The organism is Pseudomonas putida, from assembly GCF_009883635.2.
GTDB classification, from domain to species: domain Bacteria; phylum Pseudomonadota; class Gammaproteobacteria; order Pseudomonadales; family Pseudomonadaceae; genus Aquipseudomonas; species Aquipseudomonas putida_W.
Map to the genome: position 1 here is coordinate 2,700,555 of NZ_CP026115.2, position 15,666 is coordinate 2,716,220.

Below are 15,666 nucleotides of genomic sequence, written 5' to 3' on the forward strand. Positions count from 1 at the left end.
CTTTCCTTCAGTGAGTAGTTGCGCTGATGCGCATGGCTACTTTCTGTTCACGGATGAACCGCCGGAATCGGGTAGCTTTTCAGCTATGCCATTGCCTGCCGTGTCGCGCCAGCAGGCCCAGCGCCTGTTCCGGCCCATTGGTGCCTGCGGAGTAGGGGCGTGGAGCCTGGAAATGCTCTTCCCATCCTCCGATGATAGGGTCGATCCAGGCCCAGGCGGCCTCGACTTCGTCGCGGCGCATGAATAGCGTCGAATCGCCTTCCAGCACGTCCAGCAACAGGCGTTCGTAGGCCTCCCAGCGGCGGGTCTGGCCAAATACCTGGGCAAGGTTGAGGTCCAGGTCGACGGGCTCCAGGCGCATGCCCTTGCCGGGACTCTTGGTCATCATCCGCAGGCTGATGCGCTCTTCTGGCTGCAGTTGGATCAGCAGCTGGTTGACCTGGCCGCCGCTGAACAGCTCGTGGGGCACCGGTTTGAACTGGATGACGATTTGCGACGAGCGCCGGGCCATGCGCTTGCCGGTCCGCAGGTAGAAGGGCACGCCGGCCCAGCGCCAGTTGTCGATGTGAGCGTGCACAGCGACGAAGGTTTCAGTGTCGGTGTCGTTGTCGACGTCCTTCTCGAAGTAGTAGGCCGGCACTTCCTGGCCGCCGATGTGGCCGGCACCGTACTGGCCACGCACGGTCTTGTCCTGCACGTCCTGGCCGGTAATGGGCTTGAGGGCACGCAGGATCTTCACTTTCTCGTCGCGTACGGCTTCGGCCTCGAACTGCGCAGGCGGCTCCATGGCCACCAGGCACAGCAGCTGCAGCAGGTGATTCTGCAGCATGTCGCGGGTCGCCCCGGCGCGGTCGTAGTAACCGCCGCGGTTTTCCACGCCGAGGGTTTCGCAGACGCTGATCTGTACATGGTCGACCTGGCCGTTGCGCCACACGGGTTCCAGCAGGGCATTGGCGAAGCGCAGGGCCATCAGGTTCTGCACGGTTTCCTTGCCGAGGTAGTGGTCGATGCGAAACACCTGCGATTCGTCGAATACCGCGCCGATCGCTTCGTTGATGGCGGTGGCAGATGCCAGCGAGTGGCCGATCGGCTTCTCCAGCACGATGCGCGCTTCGCTGTCGGCAAGCCCGGCAATCCGCAAATGGTTGGCGATCGGGACGAAGAGGTTGGGCGCAGTGGCCAGGTAGTAGATGCGGGTCAGCCCTCCAGGCTCGCCGAGGTAGCGCGCCAGGCGGCCGAAATCGGCGCTTTGCGCGGCATCCATGGGGAAGTAGTCGAGGCGTGCGGAAAAGCGTTGCCACACATCTTCATCGAAATCGTGGCGGGCGATCTGCGCCCGGCAATGGCGTTCGGCGAGCTTGAGGTATTCGTCACGGCTTATGTGGCGGCGGGCGAGGGCAATGATGCGCACCGCGTTGTTCAGGCGTGCCTCGCGATACAGGTGATAGAGCGCCGGCAGCAGTTTGTGCAGGGCCAGGTCACCGGTGCCACCGAACACCAGAATGTCGCAAGGAATAGTCAAACCACCACTCTCCACGTTCGTTTAACTGGGCGGGTTGGCGTCCATGTAGTATAACTACAAGAAAGCTACATCCCGGCCAGCCGATCATAACCGAGTCCAGCCCGTGAATCTGTTGCAACATATCGCCCAATCGCGCCACCTGCTGCGCAAATCGGAACTCAAAGTGGCCGACCACGTGCTGCTCGACCCTGCTGCCGTGATGCACAGCTCCATGGCTGACCTGGCGCACAGCGTGGGTATCAGCGAGCCGACCATTGTGCGTTTCTGCCGGGCGATCGGTTGTTCGGGCTTCCAGGATCTCAAGCTCAAGCTGGCGCAGAGCCTGGCGGCCGGTGCCAGTTTCGGCCAGTTCGCGATTCATGAAGACGACTCGGTTGCCGACTACAGCCTGAAGATTTTCGACACTACCCTGCACACGCTGATGGAAGTGCGAGAGCACCTGGACCCGCAGGCCCTGCAACAGGCCGTGAGTGCCATGGCTCAGGCCCAGCGTGTGGAGTTCTATGGCTTTGGCGCATCCGGCGCGGTAGCGGCCGACGCCCAGCACAAGTTCTTCCGCCTGCTGCTCAGTGCCGCGGCCTACTCCGACCCACACATGCAGGCCATGTCGGCGGTGACGCTGAAGCCGGGTGACGTGGCGGTGTGCATTTCCCAGTCGGGGCGTTCCAAGGACCTGCTGATCACCGCCAACCTGGTGCGTGAAAGCGGCGCCAACCTGATCACTCTGTGCCCGAGCGCGACGCCGTTGGCGGAGCTTTCGACGGTCAACCTGGCGATCGACGTGCATGAAGACACCGAAATCTACACCCCGCTGACCTCGCGTATCGCTCACCTGGTGGTGATCGACGTACTGGCCATGGGCGTGGCAATGGCCCGTGGGCCGAGCCTGGTCAATCACCTCAAGAGCGTGAAGCGCAGCTTGCGCAGCCTGCGGTTGTCGCCCAAGTCGATCAAGGCTACCGACGACTGATTCTTTCTCCTTTTCAGACGCGTTCGCGGGACAGGAAAAGCAGATTTCACGGTTTTGTCACCATTCCACAGCCAAACCGTAACCCCTCAAGGCCAGTCTGAAACTCCCGCATCCTATCTGGGAGACAGGCAATGGCTCGTGACTTCGACGGTACGTACCAACCCAGCGCCAAGGCTCGCAAGCAACAGGAAAAGGATCAGCGCCGCATGGAGTACCGCCGCGCGATCGAGAGTTATTGCGACCAACGTCAACTGCTCCGCGATCTGGCCGATTACCCCGAACTGCAAGCGCTTACGGTGTGGCAGGCGGCGACGGCAACTTCCCCGAAAAACGCTCAACCAGCGCGCTGATCAACGCACGTTCGCTGCGGATGAACGCCAGAAAGGCCAAGGCCACCGGCGATTGTCGCTTGGCTTTGGCCTGCACCACGCACCAACTGCGGTACAGCGGCAACTCCTCCACCGGCAGCTCCCTGAGTACCCCCGTGGCCAGCTCCAGGTTCACGGCATGGCGGGTCAGCAGGGCAATACCCAGGCCGGCGATCACGCATTCGCGCTGGGCATCGGCCGAAGCAACCTCCAGCGTCTGGGTGAAGTGCACGCGTTTGTCCTTGAAGTACTCCTCGCAGGCCTTGCGCGTGCCCGAACCCTGCTCGCGGACCAGCAAGGTATGAGGCTCCAGGTCCTGCAGGCGCAGGTGTTCGAGCTTGCACAGCGGGTGTTCCGGCGGGGCCACGGCCACGATCGGGTTGTTCAGAAACGGCAGAAACTCCAGGCCCATGTCCTGGGGCACCATCGACATGATGATCAGGTCATCGCGATTGTCGGAGAGCCGGCGGATCGCCTGGGCACGGTTGACTACCGTGAGGGTGAGGTTGACCTCCGGGTGACGCTGCTTGAAGGCGGCGAACAGGTGTGGCACGAAGTACTTGGCACTGGACTCGATCGCCAGTTTCAGCTGCCCCTGCAGTGAGCCCTGCATATCCGACAGCTGCATGTCCAGGCTCTCCAGGCGCCCGAAGATGTCACGGCTGGCGCGCTGCAGCGCTTCGGCCGCTTCGGTCAGGTAGAGCTTCTTGCCGACGTACTCGAACAGCGGCTGGCCGATCAGCTCTTCGAGCTGACGGATCTGTAGACTAACGGCGGGTTGCGTCAGTGCCATCTCCTCCGCAGCCCGGCTGTACGAACGCAAATCGCACACCTCGTTGAAGATTTGCAATTGACGCAATGTCATACGCATCAAGGACTTACGCATTTTTATCGGCTCTTCGGCAATACCTTGTTACCGAACTATAAGCTTTTGCTAATACAGCCCCTAACAAATATTGATTTTTGTTTATCGACCTTCAGCGCTAGGGTGAATGTGCGACTGGCCAGCAACCTCTGGTCACGCGCCGACCGGTAGAACCGGATCGTCTGTTCCTACGGCTTTGGGAAGACTCCAGTGATAAAAAAAATCCTGATCGCCAACCGGGGTGAAATCGCAGTTCGGATCGTGCGTGCCTGCGCCGAGATGGGCATTCGCTCTGTCGCGATCTATTCCGACGCCGACCGTCACGCCTTGCACGTCAAGCGCGCCGACGAGGCCTACAGCATTGGTGCCGAGCCATTGGCCGGTTACCTGAACCCGCGCAAGCTGGTCAACCTTGCTGTGGAAACCGGCTGTGACGCCCTGCACCCAGGTTACGGTTTCCTGTCGGAAAACGCCGAGCTGGCAGAGATCTGCGCCGAGCGCGGGATCAAGTTCATCGGCCCAGCTGCCGAGGTCATCCGCCGCATGGGCGACAAGACCGAAGCGCGCCGCACCATGATCGCAGCCGGTGTGCCGGTAACCCCGGGCACCGAAGGCAACGTTGCCGACATTCACGAAGCCCTGAGCGAAGGCGAGCGTATCGGTTACCCGGTGATGCTCAAAGCGACTTCCGGTGGTGGCGGCCGTGGTATTCGCCGCTGCAACAGCCGTGAAGAGCTGGAACAGAACTTCCCGCGGGTGATTTCCGAAGCCACCAAGGCCTTCGGTTCGGCCGAAGTGTTCCTGGAAAAGTGCATCGTCAACCCCAAGCACATCGAGGCACAGATCCTCGGTGACAGCTTTGGCAACGTCGTGCACCTGTTCGAGCGAGACTGCTCGATCCAGCGCCGCAACCAGAAGCTCATCGAAATCGCCCCGAGCCCACAGCTCACCCCCGAGCAGCGCGCCTACATCGGCGACCTGGCGGTGCGTGCGGCCAAGGCGGTGGACTACGAGAACGCCGGTACCGTGGAGTTCCTGCTCGCCGATGGCGAGGTGTACTTCATGGAGATGAACACCCGGGTGCAGGTGGAACACACCATCACCGAAGAAATCACCGGTATCGACATCGTCCGCGAACAGATCCGTATCGCCTCGGGCCTGCCGTTGTCGGTGAAACAGGAAGACATCCAGCACCGTGGCTATGCGTTGCAGTTCCGTATCAACGCCGAAGACCCGAAGAACAACTTCCTGCCCAGCTTCGGCAAGATCACCCGTTACTATGCCCCCGGCGGCCCGGGCGTGCGCACCGACACGGCGATCTACACCGGCTACACCATTCCGCCGTTCTACGACTCCATGTGCCTGAAGCTGGTGGTCTGGGCGTTGACCTGGGAAGAAGCCATGGACCGTGGCCTGCGGGCCCTGGACGACATGCGCGTGCAAGGGGTGAAGACCACCGCCGCGTACTACCAGGAAATCCTGCGCAATCCGGAATTCCGTAGCGGCCAGTTCAATACCAGCTTCGTCGAAAGCCACCCGGAACTGACCAACTACTCGATCAAGCGCAAACCCGAAGAGCTGGCCCTGGCCATCGCCGCCGCCATCGCCGCCCACGCAGGCCTGTGAGGAACCCCATAATGTCCAAGAAAATTCACGTAACCGACACGATCCTGCGCGACGCCCACCAGTCCCTGCTGGCTACCCGCATGCGTACCGAAGACATGCTGCCGATCTGCGACAAGCTCGACAAGGTCGGCTACTGGTCGCTGGAAGTCTGGGGTGGCGCCACCTTCGACGCCTGCGTGCGCTTCCTCAAAGAAGACCCGTGGGAGCGCTTGCGCAAACTGCGTGCGGCCCTGCCGAACACCCGTCTGCAAATGCTGCTGCGCGGCCAGAACCTGCTGGGCTACCGCCACTACAGCGACGACGTGGTCAAGGCCTTCGTCGCCAAGGCCGCGGTCAACGGCATCGACGTGTTCCGCATCTTCGACGCCATGAACGACGTGCGTAACCTGCGTGTCGCCATCGAAGCGGTGAAGGCTGCCGGCAAACACGCCCAGGGCACCATCGCCTACACCGTCAGCCCCGTGCACACCATCGACGCCTTCGTCGCCCAGGCCAAGCAGATGGAAGCCATGGGTTGCGACTCGATTGCGATCAAGGACATGGCCGGCTTGCTGACGCCGTTCGCCACCGGAGAGCTGGTCAGGGCGCTGAAGGCCGAGCAGTCGCTGCCGGTGTTCATCCATTCCCACGACACCGCCGGCCTGGCCGCCATGTGCCAGCTCAAGGCCGTGGAAAACGGTGCCGACCACATCGACACCGCGATCTCCAGCTTCGCCTGGGGCACCAGCCACCCAGGTACCGAGTCGATGGTCGCCGCGCTCAAGGGCAGCGAGTTCGACACCGGCCTGGACCTGGAGCTGCTGCAGGAAATCGGCCTGTACTTCTACGCCGTGCGCAAGAAGTACCACCAGTTCGAGAGCGAGTTCACCGCCGTGGATACCCGCGTGCAGGTCAACCAGGTCCCGGGCGGGATGATTTCCAACCTGGCTAACCAGCTCAAGGAGCAGGGTGCGCTGAGCCGCATGAACGAAGTGCTGGCAGAAATCCCACGGGTGCGTGAAGACCTCGGCTTCCCGCCGCTGGTGACCCCGACCTCGCAGATCGTCGGTACCCAGGCGTTCTTCAACGTATTGGCCGGTGAGCGCTACAAGACCATCACCAACGAGGTGAAGCTGTACCTGCAAGGCGGTTACGGCAAGGCGCCGGGCGTGATCAACGAGCAGCTGCGCCGCCAGGCCATCGGTAACGAGGAAGTGATCGACGTACGCCCGGCCGACCTGCTCAAGCCAGAGATGACCAAGCTGCGTGGCGACATCGGTGCCCTGGCTCGTTGCGAAGAAGACGTGCTGACCTACGCCATGTTCCCGGACATTGGCCGCAAGTTCCTGGAAGAACGCGAAGCCGGCACCCTTACCCCGGAAGCGCTGCTGCCGATTCCCGAAGCCGGAGCAGTGGCGTCCCATGGCGGGGAAGGTGTACCGACCGAGTTCGTCATCGACGTGCACGGTGAAACCTACCGCGTTGACATCACCGGTGTGGGCGTCAAGGCCGAAGGCAAGCGTCACTTCTACCTGTCGATCGACGGCATGCCGGAAGAAGTGGTGTTCGAGCCGCTCAACGAATTCGTCGGCGGCGGTGGCAGCAAGCGCAAGCAGGCCAGTGCACCGGGCCATGTCAGCACCACCATGCCAGGCAACATCGTCGATGTGCTGGTCAAGGAAGGCGACGTGGTCAAGGCCGGCCAGGCCGTGCTGATCACCGAGGCGATGAAGATGGAGACCGAAGTGCAGGCGGCCATCGCCGGCAAGGTCGTGGCCATCCACGTGGCCAAGGGCGATCGCGTGACACCGGGCGAGATCCTGATCGAGATCGAAGGCTGAGATAAGCCTTCATCTACAAGCGGTTAACCTCTGGGGAGCGGATGCTCCCCTTTTTTGTGTCGGACTTGCCCCGCGAAGAGGCCAGTAAATCCAGCAAATCTTTCAGCCTTTGCGGCATGCCTCGAGCGTCTCCAACTGACCTTCCGGCTTTTGATTCGCCTCACTCAACCACCGTTCGAACCCCGCTGCCACCTGTGGCCACTCATCATCGGTAATCGAATACCACGCCGTATCGCGGTTGTGGTCCTTTACCACCAGGTGCTTGCGGAACACCCCCTCGAAGACGAAACCGAACCGCTCCGCTGCGCGCTTGGAGCGGGCGTTGGCGTTGTTGCACTTCCACTCCAGCCTCCTGTTGCCCAGCTCAAAGCCCAGCTTGCCCAACAGGTAAACGGCCTCGGTGCTCTTGGGCGTGCGCTGCATGGGGGCGCCGAAGGCGATGTGGCCGATCTCGATACGGCCGTGGTCGGGCACGATCGACATCAGGGTGAGCACGCCCTGGGCCTGGCCGTTGGTGCGGTCGATCACCGTGTAATACAGCGGGTCGTGGCCGGCGGCGTTGCTTTGCAGCCAGCGGTCGAAGGCAGCGCGCTCGGTGAACGGGCCGTAGGGCAGGTAGTCCCACAGCACCGGGTCGGAATCGGGACCTTGCAAGGCGGCCCAGAGGTCGTCGCCGTGGCGCGCCGGGTCGAGTTTCTCCAAGCGGATGAAGCGGCCGTCGATGGCTTCGGCCTTGGGCGATGCAGCAGGTTTCCAGTTCAGTGCGTCAGTCATGTGGCCTACAACCCTTTGCGGAATTGGATGAAGCCCGGGCGCTCGGCAACCTGCTCGTACAGGCTGATGGCGGTGGCGTTGGTTTCGTGGGTCAGCCAGTGCACCTTGATGCAGCCGGCGGCCTTGGCCGTGGCGTACACGTGTTCGATCAGCTGACGGCCGATGCCCAGGCCGCGCTGGCTGCTGTCGACGTAGAGGTCCTGCAGGTAGCAGGAATTCTCGATGCTCCAGTTGGAACGATGGTAGATGAAGTTGACCATGCCCACCGCCTTGCCATCGACCCAGGCCAGGGTCGAGTGGGTCGGTTCGTTGAGGTCGAGCAGGCGTTGCCAGGTGCTGAGGCTTACTTCCTCTGCCAGCTCGGTCTGGTAGAAGCGCAGGTAGGCTTGCCACAGGGCGAGCCAGGCAGCGTGGTCTTGGGCGCTGACAGGGCGCAGGGTAATGCTGGGCATAGACTCTTCCTTCAGAGTTGGCGCATGTGCGCCGCAAGTTGGTTGTCCAGGTAATCCGGGCTGGCGCCCAGGCCATCACGCACGCCGGCGATATCTTCGGCCGAGCGGTTCTGGCTGAGCTTGCGCGCACCTTGCAGACGGGCGATGGGCAGGCGGATGCCGACGATGGCGCGGAGCATGCCGTCGAGGTAGTCGGCGGGGGCGTCGGCGACTTTCCAGGGCGCACTGCGGCCCTGCTCGTGGCGGTCGGTCAGGCGGCTGACGATTTGCAGCAATGGCGCGGCGGCGTGGATCACTTCGGCCGTGCCGTAGGCGTGCACGGCAAGGTAGTTCCAGGTCGGCACCACCTTGGGGTTTACGGCCTTGCTCGGGTAGTAGCTGGGGCTGACGTAGGCGTCGGCACCCGGGAACACGAGCAGTGCTTCGGCGCCTTGTTCGAGGTCCTGCCATTGGCGGTTAGCCCGCGCCAGGTGGGCATAGACGGTGCCGAATTGGCCCTCTTGGGTGTCGAGCAAAACCGGCAGGTGCGTGGCCAGCAGGCCCTGTTCACCGTGGCTGACCAGCACGGCCAGACGGGTTTCGCGCATGTGCTGGTGCAAGCGCTCAAGGTCATGTTCCTGATGGGGTTTGCTGTTGTACATGCGCAGGATCCTTGTCGAATGGTTCCATCCTAGGCAGGCTATTGGTTCTGGGTAAGAGCCATTTATGACTGTTTTGATAGGTCCAATCTCATGAGCGAGCGCCCCCTCGTATTGCCTTTCGATCCTGCTGGTATCGTTCTCGATCGTCGTCGTGGGCTCAGCCAGCAGCTGTACCAGGCCCTGCGTGCGCGGGTGCTGGATGGCCGCTTGAGCAGCGGCACGCGGTTGCCGGCTACCCGTGACCTGGCAAACGTGCTGGCGCTGTCGCGCAACAGCGTGGTGCGTGCCTATGACCAGTTGTATGCGGAGGGCTACATCGAAAGCCGGGTGGGTGATGGCACTTATGTGAGCCGTCTACCAAAACTATCCACACAACTGTCCACAGGGTTATCCCGGGGTTTATCAACAGACTTATCCACATTTACTTCGGAAAGCACTGAGGATTTATCCAGCAACAAGCTTTCCAGCGAGCCGCTGGAGCGGTTGAAAAGTAACCATCTGCCACCGCCAAAAAGCGGCGCACCGAGGGCATTTCGAGTCGGAATTCCAGCGTTTGATCTGTTCCCCTTTGACGTCTGGGCCAAGCTGCAGGCGGCTTTCTGGCGCAATCCGTCGCCTGCGCAGCTGGGTTATGGCGACCCAGCGGGTGAGCCTGTACTACGCGAGCTGATAGCCGCCTACTTGCGCCGTTCGCGTGGTCTTTCCTGCACGGCTGAACAAATTGTGATCACCAGTGGTGCGCAACAGGCCATCAGCCTTTGTGCACAGTTGCTGTTGCAACCGGGCGACGGCGTGGCTGTGGAAAACCCGGGTTATCGGGCCGCCGGGCATACCTTCGCCGTGGCCGGTGGCAAAGTGACTGGCGTGCCGGTGGACGAGGAGGGCATGGATTGCCTGCATCTGGATCAGTTGACGGACTGCCGGCTGGTCTACGTCACCCCGGCGCACCAGTACCCGACCGGCGTGACCATGAGCCTGCCACGGCGCCTGGCCTTGCTGGCATGGGCCGAGCGCAGCGATGGCTGGATCATCGAGGATGACTACGACGGCGAGTACCGCTACAGCGGCGCGCCCTTGACCCCGCTGGCAGCGCTCGACCGCCACGGGCGGGTGTTGTACGTCGGGACCTTTGGCAAGATCGCCTTTCCGGCATTACGGCTGGGCTATCTGGTGCTGCCGCCACGGCTGGTCCAGGCGTTCAGCCAGGGACGGGCACTGGCGGTACGGCATTCGGAAGTGGGCACCCAGTGCGTGATGGCCGAATTCATGGCCCAAGGGCACTTCCAGCGGCACATCCGGCGCATGCGCAAGGCAGCGCTGAGCCGGCGCAATGTGCTCAAGGCTGGATGGCCTGTGGATGTTTCTGGGCTGGGTGCGATGCCTGAGGTGGCGGCGGGGCTGCATGTGAAGGTGGATGTGGATAACTTTGCGCGGGAGCAGGAGCTGGTGGCCAGGGCTGAAACGGTGGGGGTTGAGGTGAACCCGCTAAGCAGTTACTGGCTGGAGGATAGCGAGGCGCCTGTGGATAAGCGGGCAGGGCTGGTGCTGGGTTTTGCGGCGGTGCCTGAAGGGGAGATTGCCGAATCCTTGTTGAAATTGCGCAGGGCCTGGAAAGTGTGAATGGGGCCGCGTAGCGGCCCCGGCTCTAAATCAGGTTCCGGACTTGATCCTTGTCCAGGCCCTGGTCCGCGCCCGCTCAGCCTCACGCGTCAACGGCTTGAGCGTATAAAGCTTGGCCATCGCCTCCGCCGTCGGGTACAGGTTCGGGTTGTTGCGAATCGCCGGGCTGACCTTGTCGGTGGCATCCTTGTTCGGGTTCGGGTAGCCGACGAAATCGCTGATCGGCGCGATCACCTCAGGCCGCAGCAGGTAGTTGATGAATGCATGGGCGTCCTCCGGGTTCGCCGCGTTCTTCGGGATCGCCAACATGTCGAACCAGATCGGTGCACCTTCCTTGGGCAGGCGCATGTCCACCACCACGCCATTCTTCGCATCCTTTGCCCGGTTGGCGGCCTGCGAGAAGCTGCCGCTGTAGCCCACCGCCACGCAGATATCGCCATTGGCGATGTCGGCCATGTACTTCGAGGAATGGAAGTAGGTGATGTACGGGCGGATCTTCAGCAGCAGTGCTTCGGCCTTCTTGTAATCGTCCGGCTTGTCACTGTTGGGTGGCAAGCCCAGGTGCTGCAAGGCAAGCGGCAGGATCTCCGAAGGCGAGTCGAGCAGCGCGACGCCGCACTGCTTCAGCTTGGCGATGTTCTCTTCCTTGAAGATCAGGTCCCAGCTGTCGACCGGGGCCTTGTCGCCGAGCACGGCCTTGACCTTGTCCGGGTTGAAGCCAATCAGGATGGTGCCGTACATGTACGGCACGGCGAACTTGTTGCCTGGGTCGTTGGCCTCGATCAGCTTCATCAGCGCCGGGTCCAGGTGTTGCCAGTTCGGCAGCTTGCTGCGGTCCAGCGGCTGGAACACTCCGGCTTCGATCTGCTTGGCGAGGAACACGTTGGACGGCACAACCACGTCGTAGCCGGAGTTGCCGGTGAGCAGCTTGGCCTCGAGCGCTTCGTTGGTGTCGAAGATGTCGTAGATCAGCTTGACGCCACTGTCCTTCTGGAAGTCGCTCAAGGTCTGCGGGGTGATGTAATCGAACCAGTTATACACACGCAGGGTGCGCTGCTCCGCTTGAGCGTGCAGGGCACCGGTGAACAGGGTGGCAGCGATGAACGGGGCGAGCAGACGCTTGAGTCGGACCATGATCAGGCTCCTGGCTGGGCGCGCTGGAAGCCTTCCAGCACATTGACTGCGTTGATACCAATTTCTTCCACAGCGTAGCCACCCTCCATCACGAACAGGGTGGGTTTGCCGAGCTGGGCGATGCGCTTGCCCATCTCCAGGTAATCCGGGCTGTCCAGCTTGAACTGGGAGATCGGATCGTCCTTGAAGGTATCCACGCCGAGGGAGATCACCAGCACGTCGGCGTCATAGGCGGTAATGCGTTGGCAGGCGTCTTCCAGTGCCGCGCTCCAGGCTGCCCAGTCACTGCCGGCGGGCAGCGGGTAGTTGATGTTGCAGCCTTCGCCTGCGCCTTCTCCGGTTTCGTCGGCATAGCCGAGGAAGAACGGGAATTCATCCGTTGGATCGCCGTGGATCGAGGCGAAGTACACGTCGTTGCGCTGGTAGAAGATATCCTGGGTGCCGTTGCCGTGATGGTAGTCGACGTCGAGGATGGCCACCTTGGCACGGCCCTGGTCGAGGAAGGCCTGGGCAGCGATTGCGGCATTGTTCAGGTAGCAATAGCCACCCATGACTTCAGCGGCGGCGTGGTGCCCTGGTGGCCGGCACAGGGCGAAGGCCGAGTGAGCGCCTTGCTGGATGGCGGCCTGGGCGGTCAGGGCGACCTGGGCGGCGCTGTAGGCAGCCTGCCAGGTGCCAGCGGTGATCGGCGCGCCGGCGTCGAAGCTGTAGTAGCCCAGTTCGCCATGCAGGCCGGTTGGCTTGACCTGGCGCAGGGTGCGCGCCGGCCAGGTGAAGGGCAGCAGGTCGCCGTCGTGGCCGAGCGCGGCCCAGCGTGCCCAGGCGCCCTGAAAGAAGTCGAGGTAGTCGGCGCTGTGAATGCGCTGCAGCGGTGCGCGGCCGAAGTCGGTCGGGCCCTGGACGTCGCCGAGGTTGCGCTTTTTCACTTGTTCGAGGACATGGTCGGCGCGTGAGGGCATTTCGAAGCAAGGCATCAGCTTGCCGTCGATCAGCTCGCAGCGGCCATGATGCAGGCGGTGGTCATCGGAATAGATCGTCAGCATTTGTTGTTCTCCGGGGGTACTGGCGTGGGCCCATTTTCACGGGCGGCCAAGTGGCAGAGAACGACGCAAACGGCCAAAAGGGGATCGATGTGGCCAAGCTCGTTGGCCATTGCAGGTCAACCGCGGAAGTGGCTGGGGGCGACCCCGCTCCAACGCTGGAATGCATGGCGGAAACTCGCGGTCTCGCTGAACCCCAGGGTCTCGGCGATGCGGTATATCGGCATCTGCTCGTCGGCCAGCAATTGCTTGGCCCGATCGAAGCGCAGCTCATCGAGCAGTTGTTGATAGCTGCAGCCCAGCGCCTGCAGGTGCCGGCGCAAGGTCCGCGACGAACAGTTCATCTGCCGCGCCAGCCCCTCCAGGCCCGGCGCTGCGTCCAGCTGTTGCAGCAAGAGCTGGCGGATCCGCCCAAGCCAGGCCTGGCGCCCGGTGAACTCCAGGTTCAGACGCCGGCAGCGCTCACTCATGGCCTTGTGGGTAATCGGGTCGGCCAGCGGCAATGGCATGTCCAGCCAGCGCCGCTCGAAGGCAAAGGCGTTGTCCTCGGCGTCGAAGGCCATTGGGCACTGAAAGGCGCCGGTGTAGAGGCTGTGGTAGCCGGGGCGCGCGTGCTCGAAACGGGCGCCGAGCAGCGGTAGGGTGCGGCCTAGCAGGTCATCGCAGATCACTTTCAACGACACCAGGCAGAACTCGGCATTGAAGGCGGCGAGGGCTGGGCTGTCATGGTATTCGCTGGCGCTGAACCAGACGCGCTGGCCATCGTCGACCAGGCGCAGCTTGAAGACTGTTCCCAGCAGTGCCGGATAGTGCAGCGCCAGGCGCAGGGCGTCACCCAAAGTGGCACTGGAGAGCAGGGCGTAACCGAGCATCCCGTAGCACGACACATGCATGCGCCGGCCCAGTTCCAGGCCGATCTCTTCGCGTCGGGCCACGGCATTGGCGCACACCTGCAACTCTTGCTGGGTGGTGATGCGCGCGTCGCTATGGCCCAGGTCGGCCGGGCCTATGCCGCTGCCGGCGAGCAACGTCGTCGCCTCGCAGCCTTCTTCCCGGAACAGGTTGAGGATCAGCGAAACCGCGTTGAGGGTGGTCAGGTGGCTGTGCAGCATGCTCGGTCTTCCCGTGGGCCTGGGAGGCATTATGGAGCAAGTTGTGTGCCGATACCGGCACGGCATGGTTGGCGCGGTATTCATGAGGCGAAAAAAAAGGCCCGGAGCGTGCGCTCGGGCCTTTGAAAGGTTGAGAGGTGTCTAGTCCCTCGACCTGGTGAGACTGTTTGCAGCGGTCTGAGTTACCCCTTCAGCGGAACCAGACGTGGAGCGATCATGTTTTCCGGACGCAGGATGTCGTCGAGCATCGCGTCGTCCAGCAGCTTCTCTTCACGCACCAGCTCCAGTACGCCGCGGCCGGTTTCCAGGGCAACGCGAGCGATACGGGTGGCGTTTTCGTAGCCGATGTACGGGTTCAGGGCGGTGACCAGGCCGATCGAGTGCTCGACCAGTTCACGGCAGCGCTGTTCGTTGGCGGTGATGCCGACGATGCAGTGCTCGCGCAGCATGTCCATGGCGCGCTGGAGCAGGCGGATCGAGTCGAAGATCTTGTAGGCGATCAGCGGCTCCATCACGTTCAGCTGCAGCTGGCCACCTTCGGCGGCGACGGTCAGGGCCAGGTCGTTGCCCATGATGGCGAAGGCCACCTGGTTGACGGCTTCCGGGATAACCGGGTTGACCTTGCCTGGCATGATCGAGCTGCCTGGCTGACGCGCTGGCAGGTTGATTTCGTTGATGCCGGTGCGTGGGCCGCTGGACAGCAGACGCAGGTCGTTGCAGATCTTCGACAGCTTGACCGCAGTACGCTTGAGCATGCCGGAGAACAGCACGAAGGCGCCCATGTCGGAGGTGGCTTCGATCAGGTCGGCAGCCGGTACCAGCGGCTGGCCGCTGATGGTGGCCAGGCGCTGTACGGCCAGGGCCTGGTAGCCCGGGTCGGCGTTGATGCCGGTACCGATGGCAGTACCGCCCAGGTTGATTTCGGTCAGCAGTTCCGGAGCCAGCGAGCGCAGGCGCTGCAGGTCTTCGCTCATGGTGGTGGCGAAGGCACGGAATTCCTGGCCCAGGGTCATCGGCACGGCGTCCTGCAGCTGGGTACGGCCCATCTTCAGTACGTGGTCGAATTCCTTGCCTTTGGCAGCGAAGGCCTGGATCAGGCTGTCGAGGCTGGCCAGCAGGGCGTCGTGGCCCAGCAGCAGGCCCAGGCGGATAGCGGTCGGGTAGGCGTCGTTGGTCGACTGCGCCATGTTCACGTCGTTGTTCGGGTGCAGGTACTGGTACTCACCCTTCTGGTGGCCCATGGCCTCCAGCGCGACGTTGGCAATGACTTCGTTCGCGTTCATGTTGGTGGAAGTACCGGCACCACCCTGGATCATGTCCACCACGAACTGCTCGTGGTAATCGCCTTTGATCAGGCGGGCGCAGGCTGCACTGATGGCAGCGTGCTTGGCATCGCTCAGGTGACCCAGCTCACGGTTGGCGTCGGCAGCGGCCTGCTTGACCATGGCCAGGGCCACGACCAGCTTCGGGTAGTGCGACAGCGGAACACCGGAGAGATGGAAGTTGTTGGCAGCGCGCAGGGTCTGGATGCCGTAGTAGGCATCGGCAGGGACTTCAAGGGTACCAAGCAGATCTTTTTCGACGCGGAACGATGCAGCGGAGGACATGATGGATATCATCTCGATTTTGACCCGGCACATGCCGGAATGGCGCCAATCCTAGGCCTGAAGGAGATTTTGCGGCCAATGCTGTTGCACGCTAACCTATGCACAAACGGCATAG

14 protein-coding genes are annotated in these 15,666 nt (G+C 62.6%); 5 read left to right on the top strand and 9 right to left on the bottom strand.

The genetic code is table 11. The features are described from left to right. Positions 1 to 79: 79 nt before the first annotated feature. Positions 80 to 1,522, bottom strand: coding sequence for a glucose-6-phosphate dehydrogenase (gene zwf, locus C2H86_RS12195; protein WP_159412712.1), 1,443 nt, complete (start codon positions 1,520 to 1,522; stop codon positions 80 to 82). Between the two features lie 103 nt (positions 1,523 to 1,625). Between zwf and hexR the strand changes: the two genes are divergently transcribed. Both hexR and C2H86_RS28355 read left to right on the top strand, forming a co-directional pair. Beyond that, complete coding sequence (hexR, locus tag C2H86_RS12200; protein WP_027917078.1) at positions 1,626 to 2,492, top strand: transcriptional regulator HexR; 867 nt, start codon at positions 1,626 to 1,628, stop codon at positions 2,490 to 2,492. A 131-nt stretch (positions 2,493 to 2,623) separates the two neighbouring features. Then, positions 2,624 to 2,842 carry a PA3496 family putative envelope integrity protein gene (locus tag C2H86_RS28355; RefSeq protein ID WP_240349703.1) on the top strand — a complete coding sequence of 73 codons (219 nt, stop codon included), beginning with the start codon at positions 2,624 to 2,626 and terminating at the stop codon, positions 2,840 to 2,842. On the opposite strand, the gene C2H86_RS12205 is transcribed toward C2H86_RS28355, so the two are convergent. Further along, complete coding sequence (locus C2H86_RS12205) at positions 2,784 to 3,731, bottom strand: LysR family transcriptional regulator (RefSeq protein ID WP_163986018.1); 948 nt, start codon at positions 3,729 to 3,731, stop codon at positions 2,784 to 2,786. The genes C2H86_RS28355 and C2H86_RS12205 overlap by 59 nt on opposite strands. Before the next feature lie 204 nt (positions 3,732 to 3,935). Here C2H86_RS12205 and C2H86_RS12210 point away from each other — a divergent pair, with 204 nt between their 5' ends. Together C2H86_RS12210 and oadA are read left to right on the top strand one after the other, a co-directional pair. Continuing rightward, a complete protein-coding gene (locus C2H86_RS12210; protein ID WP_159412714.1) occupies positions 3,936 to 5,351 on the top strand; it encodes an acetyl-CoA carboxylase biotin carboxylase subunit in 1,416 nt (471 codons plus the stop codon). An 11-nt stretch (positions 5,352 to 5,362) separates the two neighbouring features. After that, positions 5,363 to 7,171, top strand: coding sequence for a sodium-extruding oxaloacetate decarboxylase subunit alpha (oadA, locus tag C2H86_RS12215; protein WP_159412715.1), 1,809 nt, complete (start codon positions 5,363 to 5,365; stop codon positions 7,169 to 7,171). 102 nt (positions 7,172 to 7,273) lie between these two features. Here oadA and C2H86_RS12220 read toward each other — a convergent pair whose 3' ends face one another. Genes C2H86_RS12220 through C2H86_RS12230 form a run of 3 tightly spaced genes read right to left on the bottom strand, consistent with a single transcriptional unit; the run spans position 7,274 to position 9,038 of the window. Beyond that, positions 7,274 to 7,945: a GNAT family N-acetyltransferase gene (locus C2H86_RS12220; RefSeq protein ID WP_159412716.1), complete on the bottom strand. Its 672-nt coding sequence runs from the start codon at positions 7,943 to 7,945 to the stop codon at positions 7,274 to 7,276. Between the two features lie 5 nt (positions 7,946 to 7,950). Further along, entirely contained in the window at positions 7,951 to 8,397 is a 447-nt protein-coding gene (locus tag C2H86_RS12225) for a GNAT family N-acetyltransferase (protein WP_159412717.1), read from the bottom strand. A gap of 11 nt (positions 8,398 to 8,408) precedes the next feature. Continuing rightward, positions 8,409 to 9,038: an FMN-binding negative transcriptional regulator gene (locus tag C2H86_RS12230; protein WP_159412718.1), complete on the bottom strand. Its 630-nt coding sequence runs from the start codon at positions 9,036 to 9,038 to the stop codon at positions 8,409 to 8,411. 90 nt (positions 9,039 to 9,128) lie between these two features. Between C2H86_RS12230 and C2H86_RS12235 the strand changes: the two genes are divergently transcribed. Next, positions 9,129 to 10,658, top strand: coding sequence for a PLP-dependent aminotransferase family protein (locus tag C2H86_RS12235; protein ID WP_159412719.1), 1,530 nt, complete (start codon positions 9,129 to 9,131; stop codon positions 10,656 to 10,658). Between the two features lie 30 nt (positions 10,659 to 10,688). Here the strand turns inward: C2H86_RS12235 and C2H86_RS12240 are convergent, their stop codons facing one another. The 4 genes from C2H86_RS12240 to aspA form a co-directional block, all read right to left on the bottom strand. Next, a complete protein-coding gene (locus tag C2H86_RS12240; protein WP_159412720.1) occupies positions 10,689 to 11,792 on the bottom strand; it encodes a polyamine ABC transporter substrate-binding protein in 1,104 nt (367 codons plus the stop codon). Between the two features lie 2 nt (positions 11,793 to 11,794). Continuing rightward, positions 11,795 to 12,835 carry a histone deacetylase family protein gene (locus C2H86_RS12245; RefSeq protein ID WP_159412721.1) on the bottom strand — a complete coding sequence of 347 codons (1,041 nt, stop codon included), beginning with the start codon at positions 12,833 to 12,835 and terminating at the stop codon, positions 11,795 to 11,797. Between the two features lie 116 nt (positions 12,836 to 12,951). Further along, positions 12,952 to 13,944 carry an AraC family transcriptional regulator gene (locus C2H86_RS12250; RefSeq protein WP_159412722.1) on the bottom strand — a complete coding sequence of 331 codons (993 nt, stop codon included), beginning with the start codon at positions 13,942 to 13,944 and terminating at the stop codon, positions 12,952 to 12,954. A gap of 182 nt (positions 13,945 to 14,126) precedes the next feature. Next, complete coding sequence (aspA, locus tag C2H86_RS12255; protein ID WP_159412723.1) at positions 14,127 to 15,551, bottom strand: aspartate ammonia-lyase; 1,425 nt, start codon at positions 15,549 to 15,551, stop codon at positions 14,127 to 14,129. Positions 15,552 to 15,666: the final 115 nt, after the last annotated feature.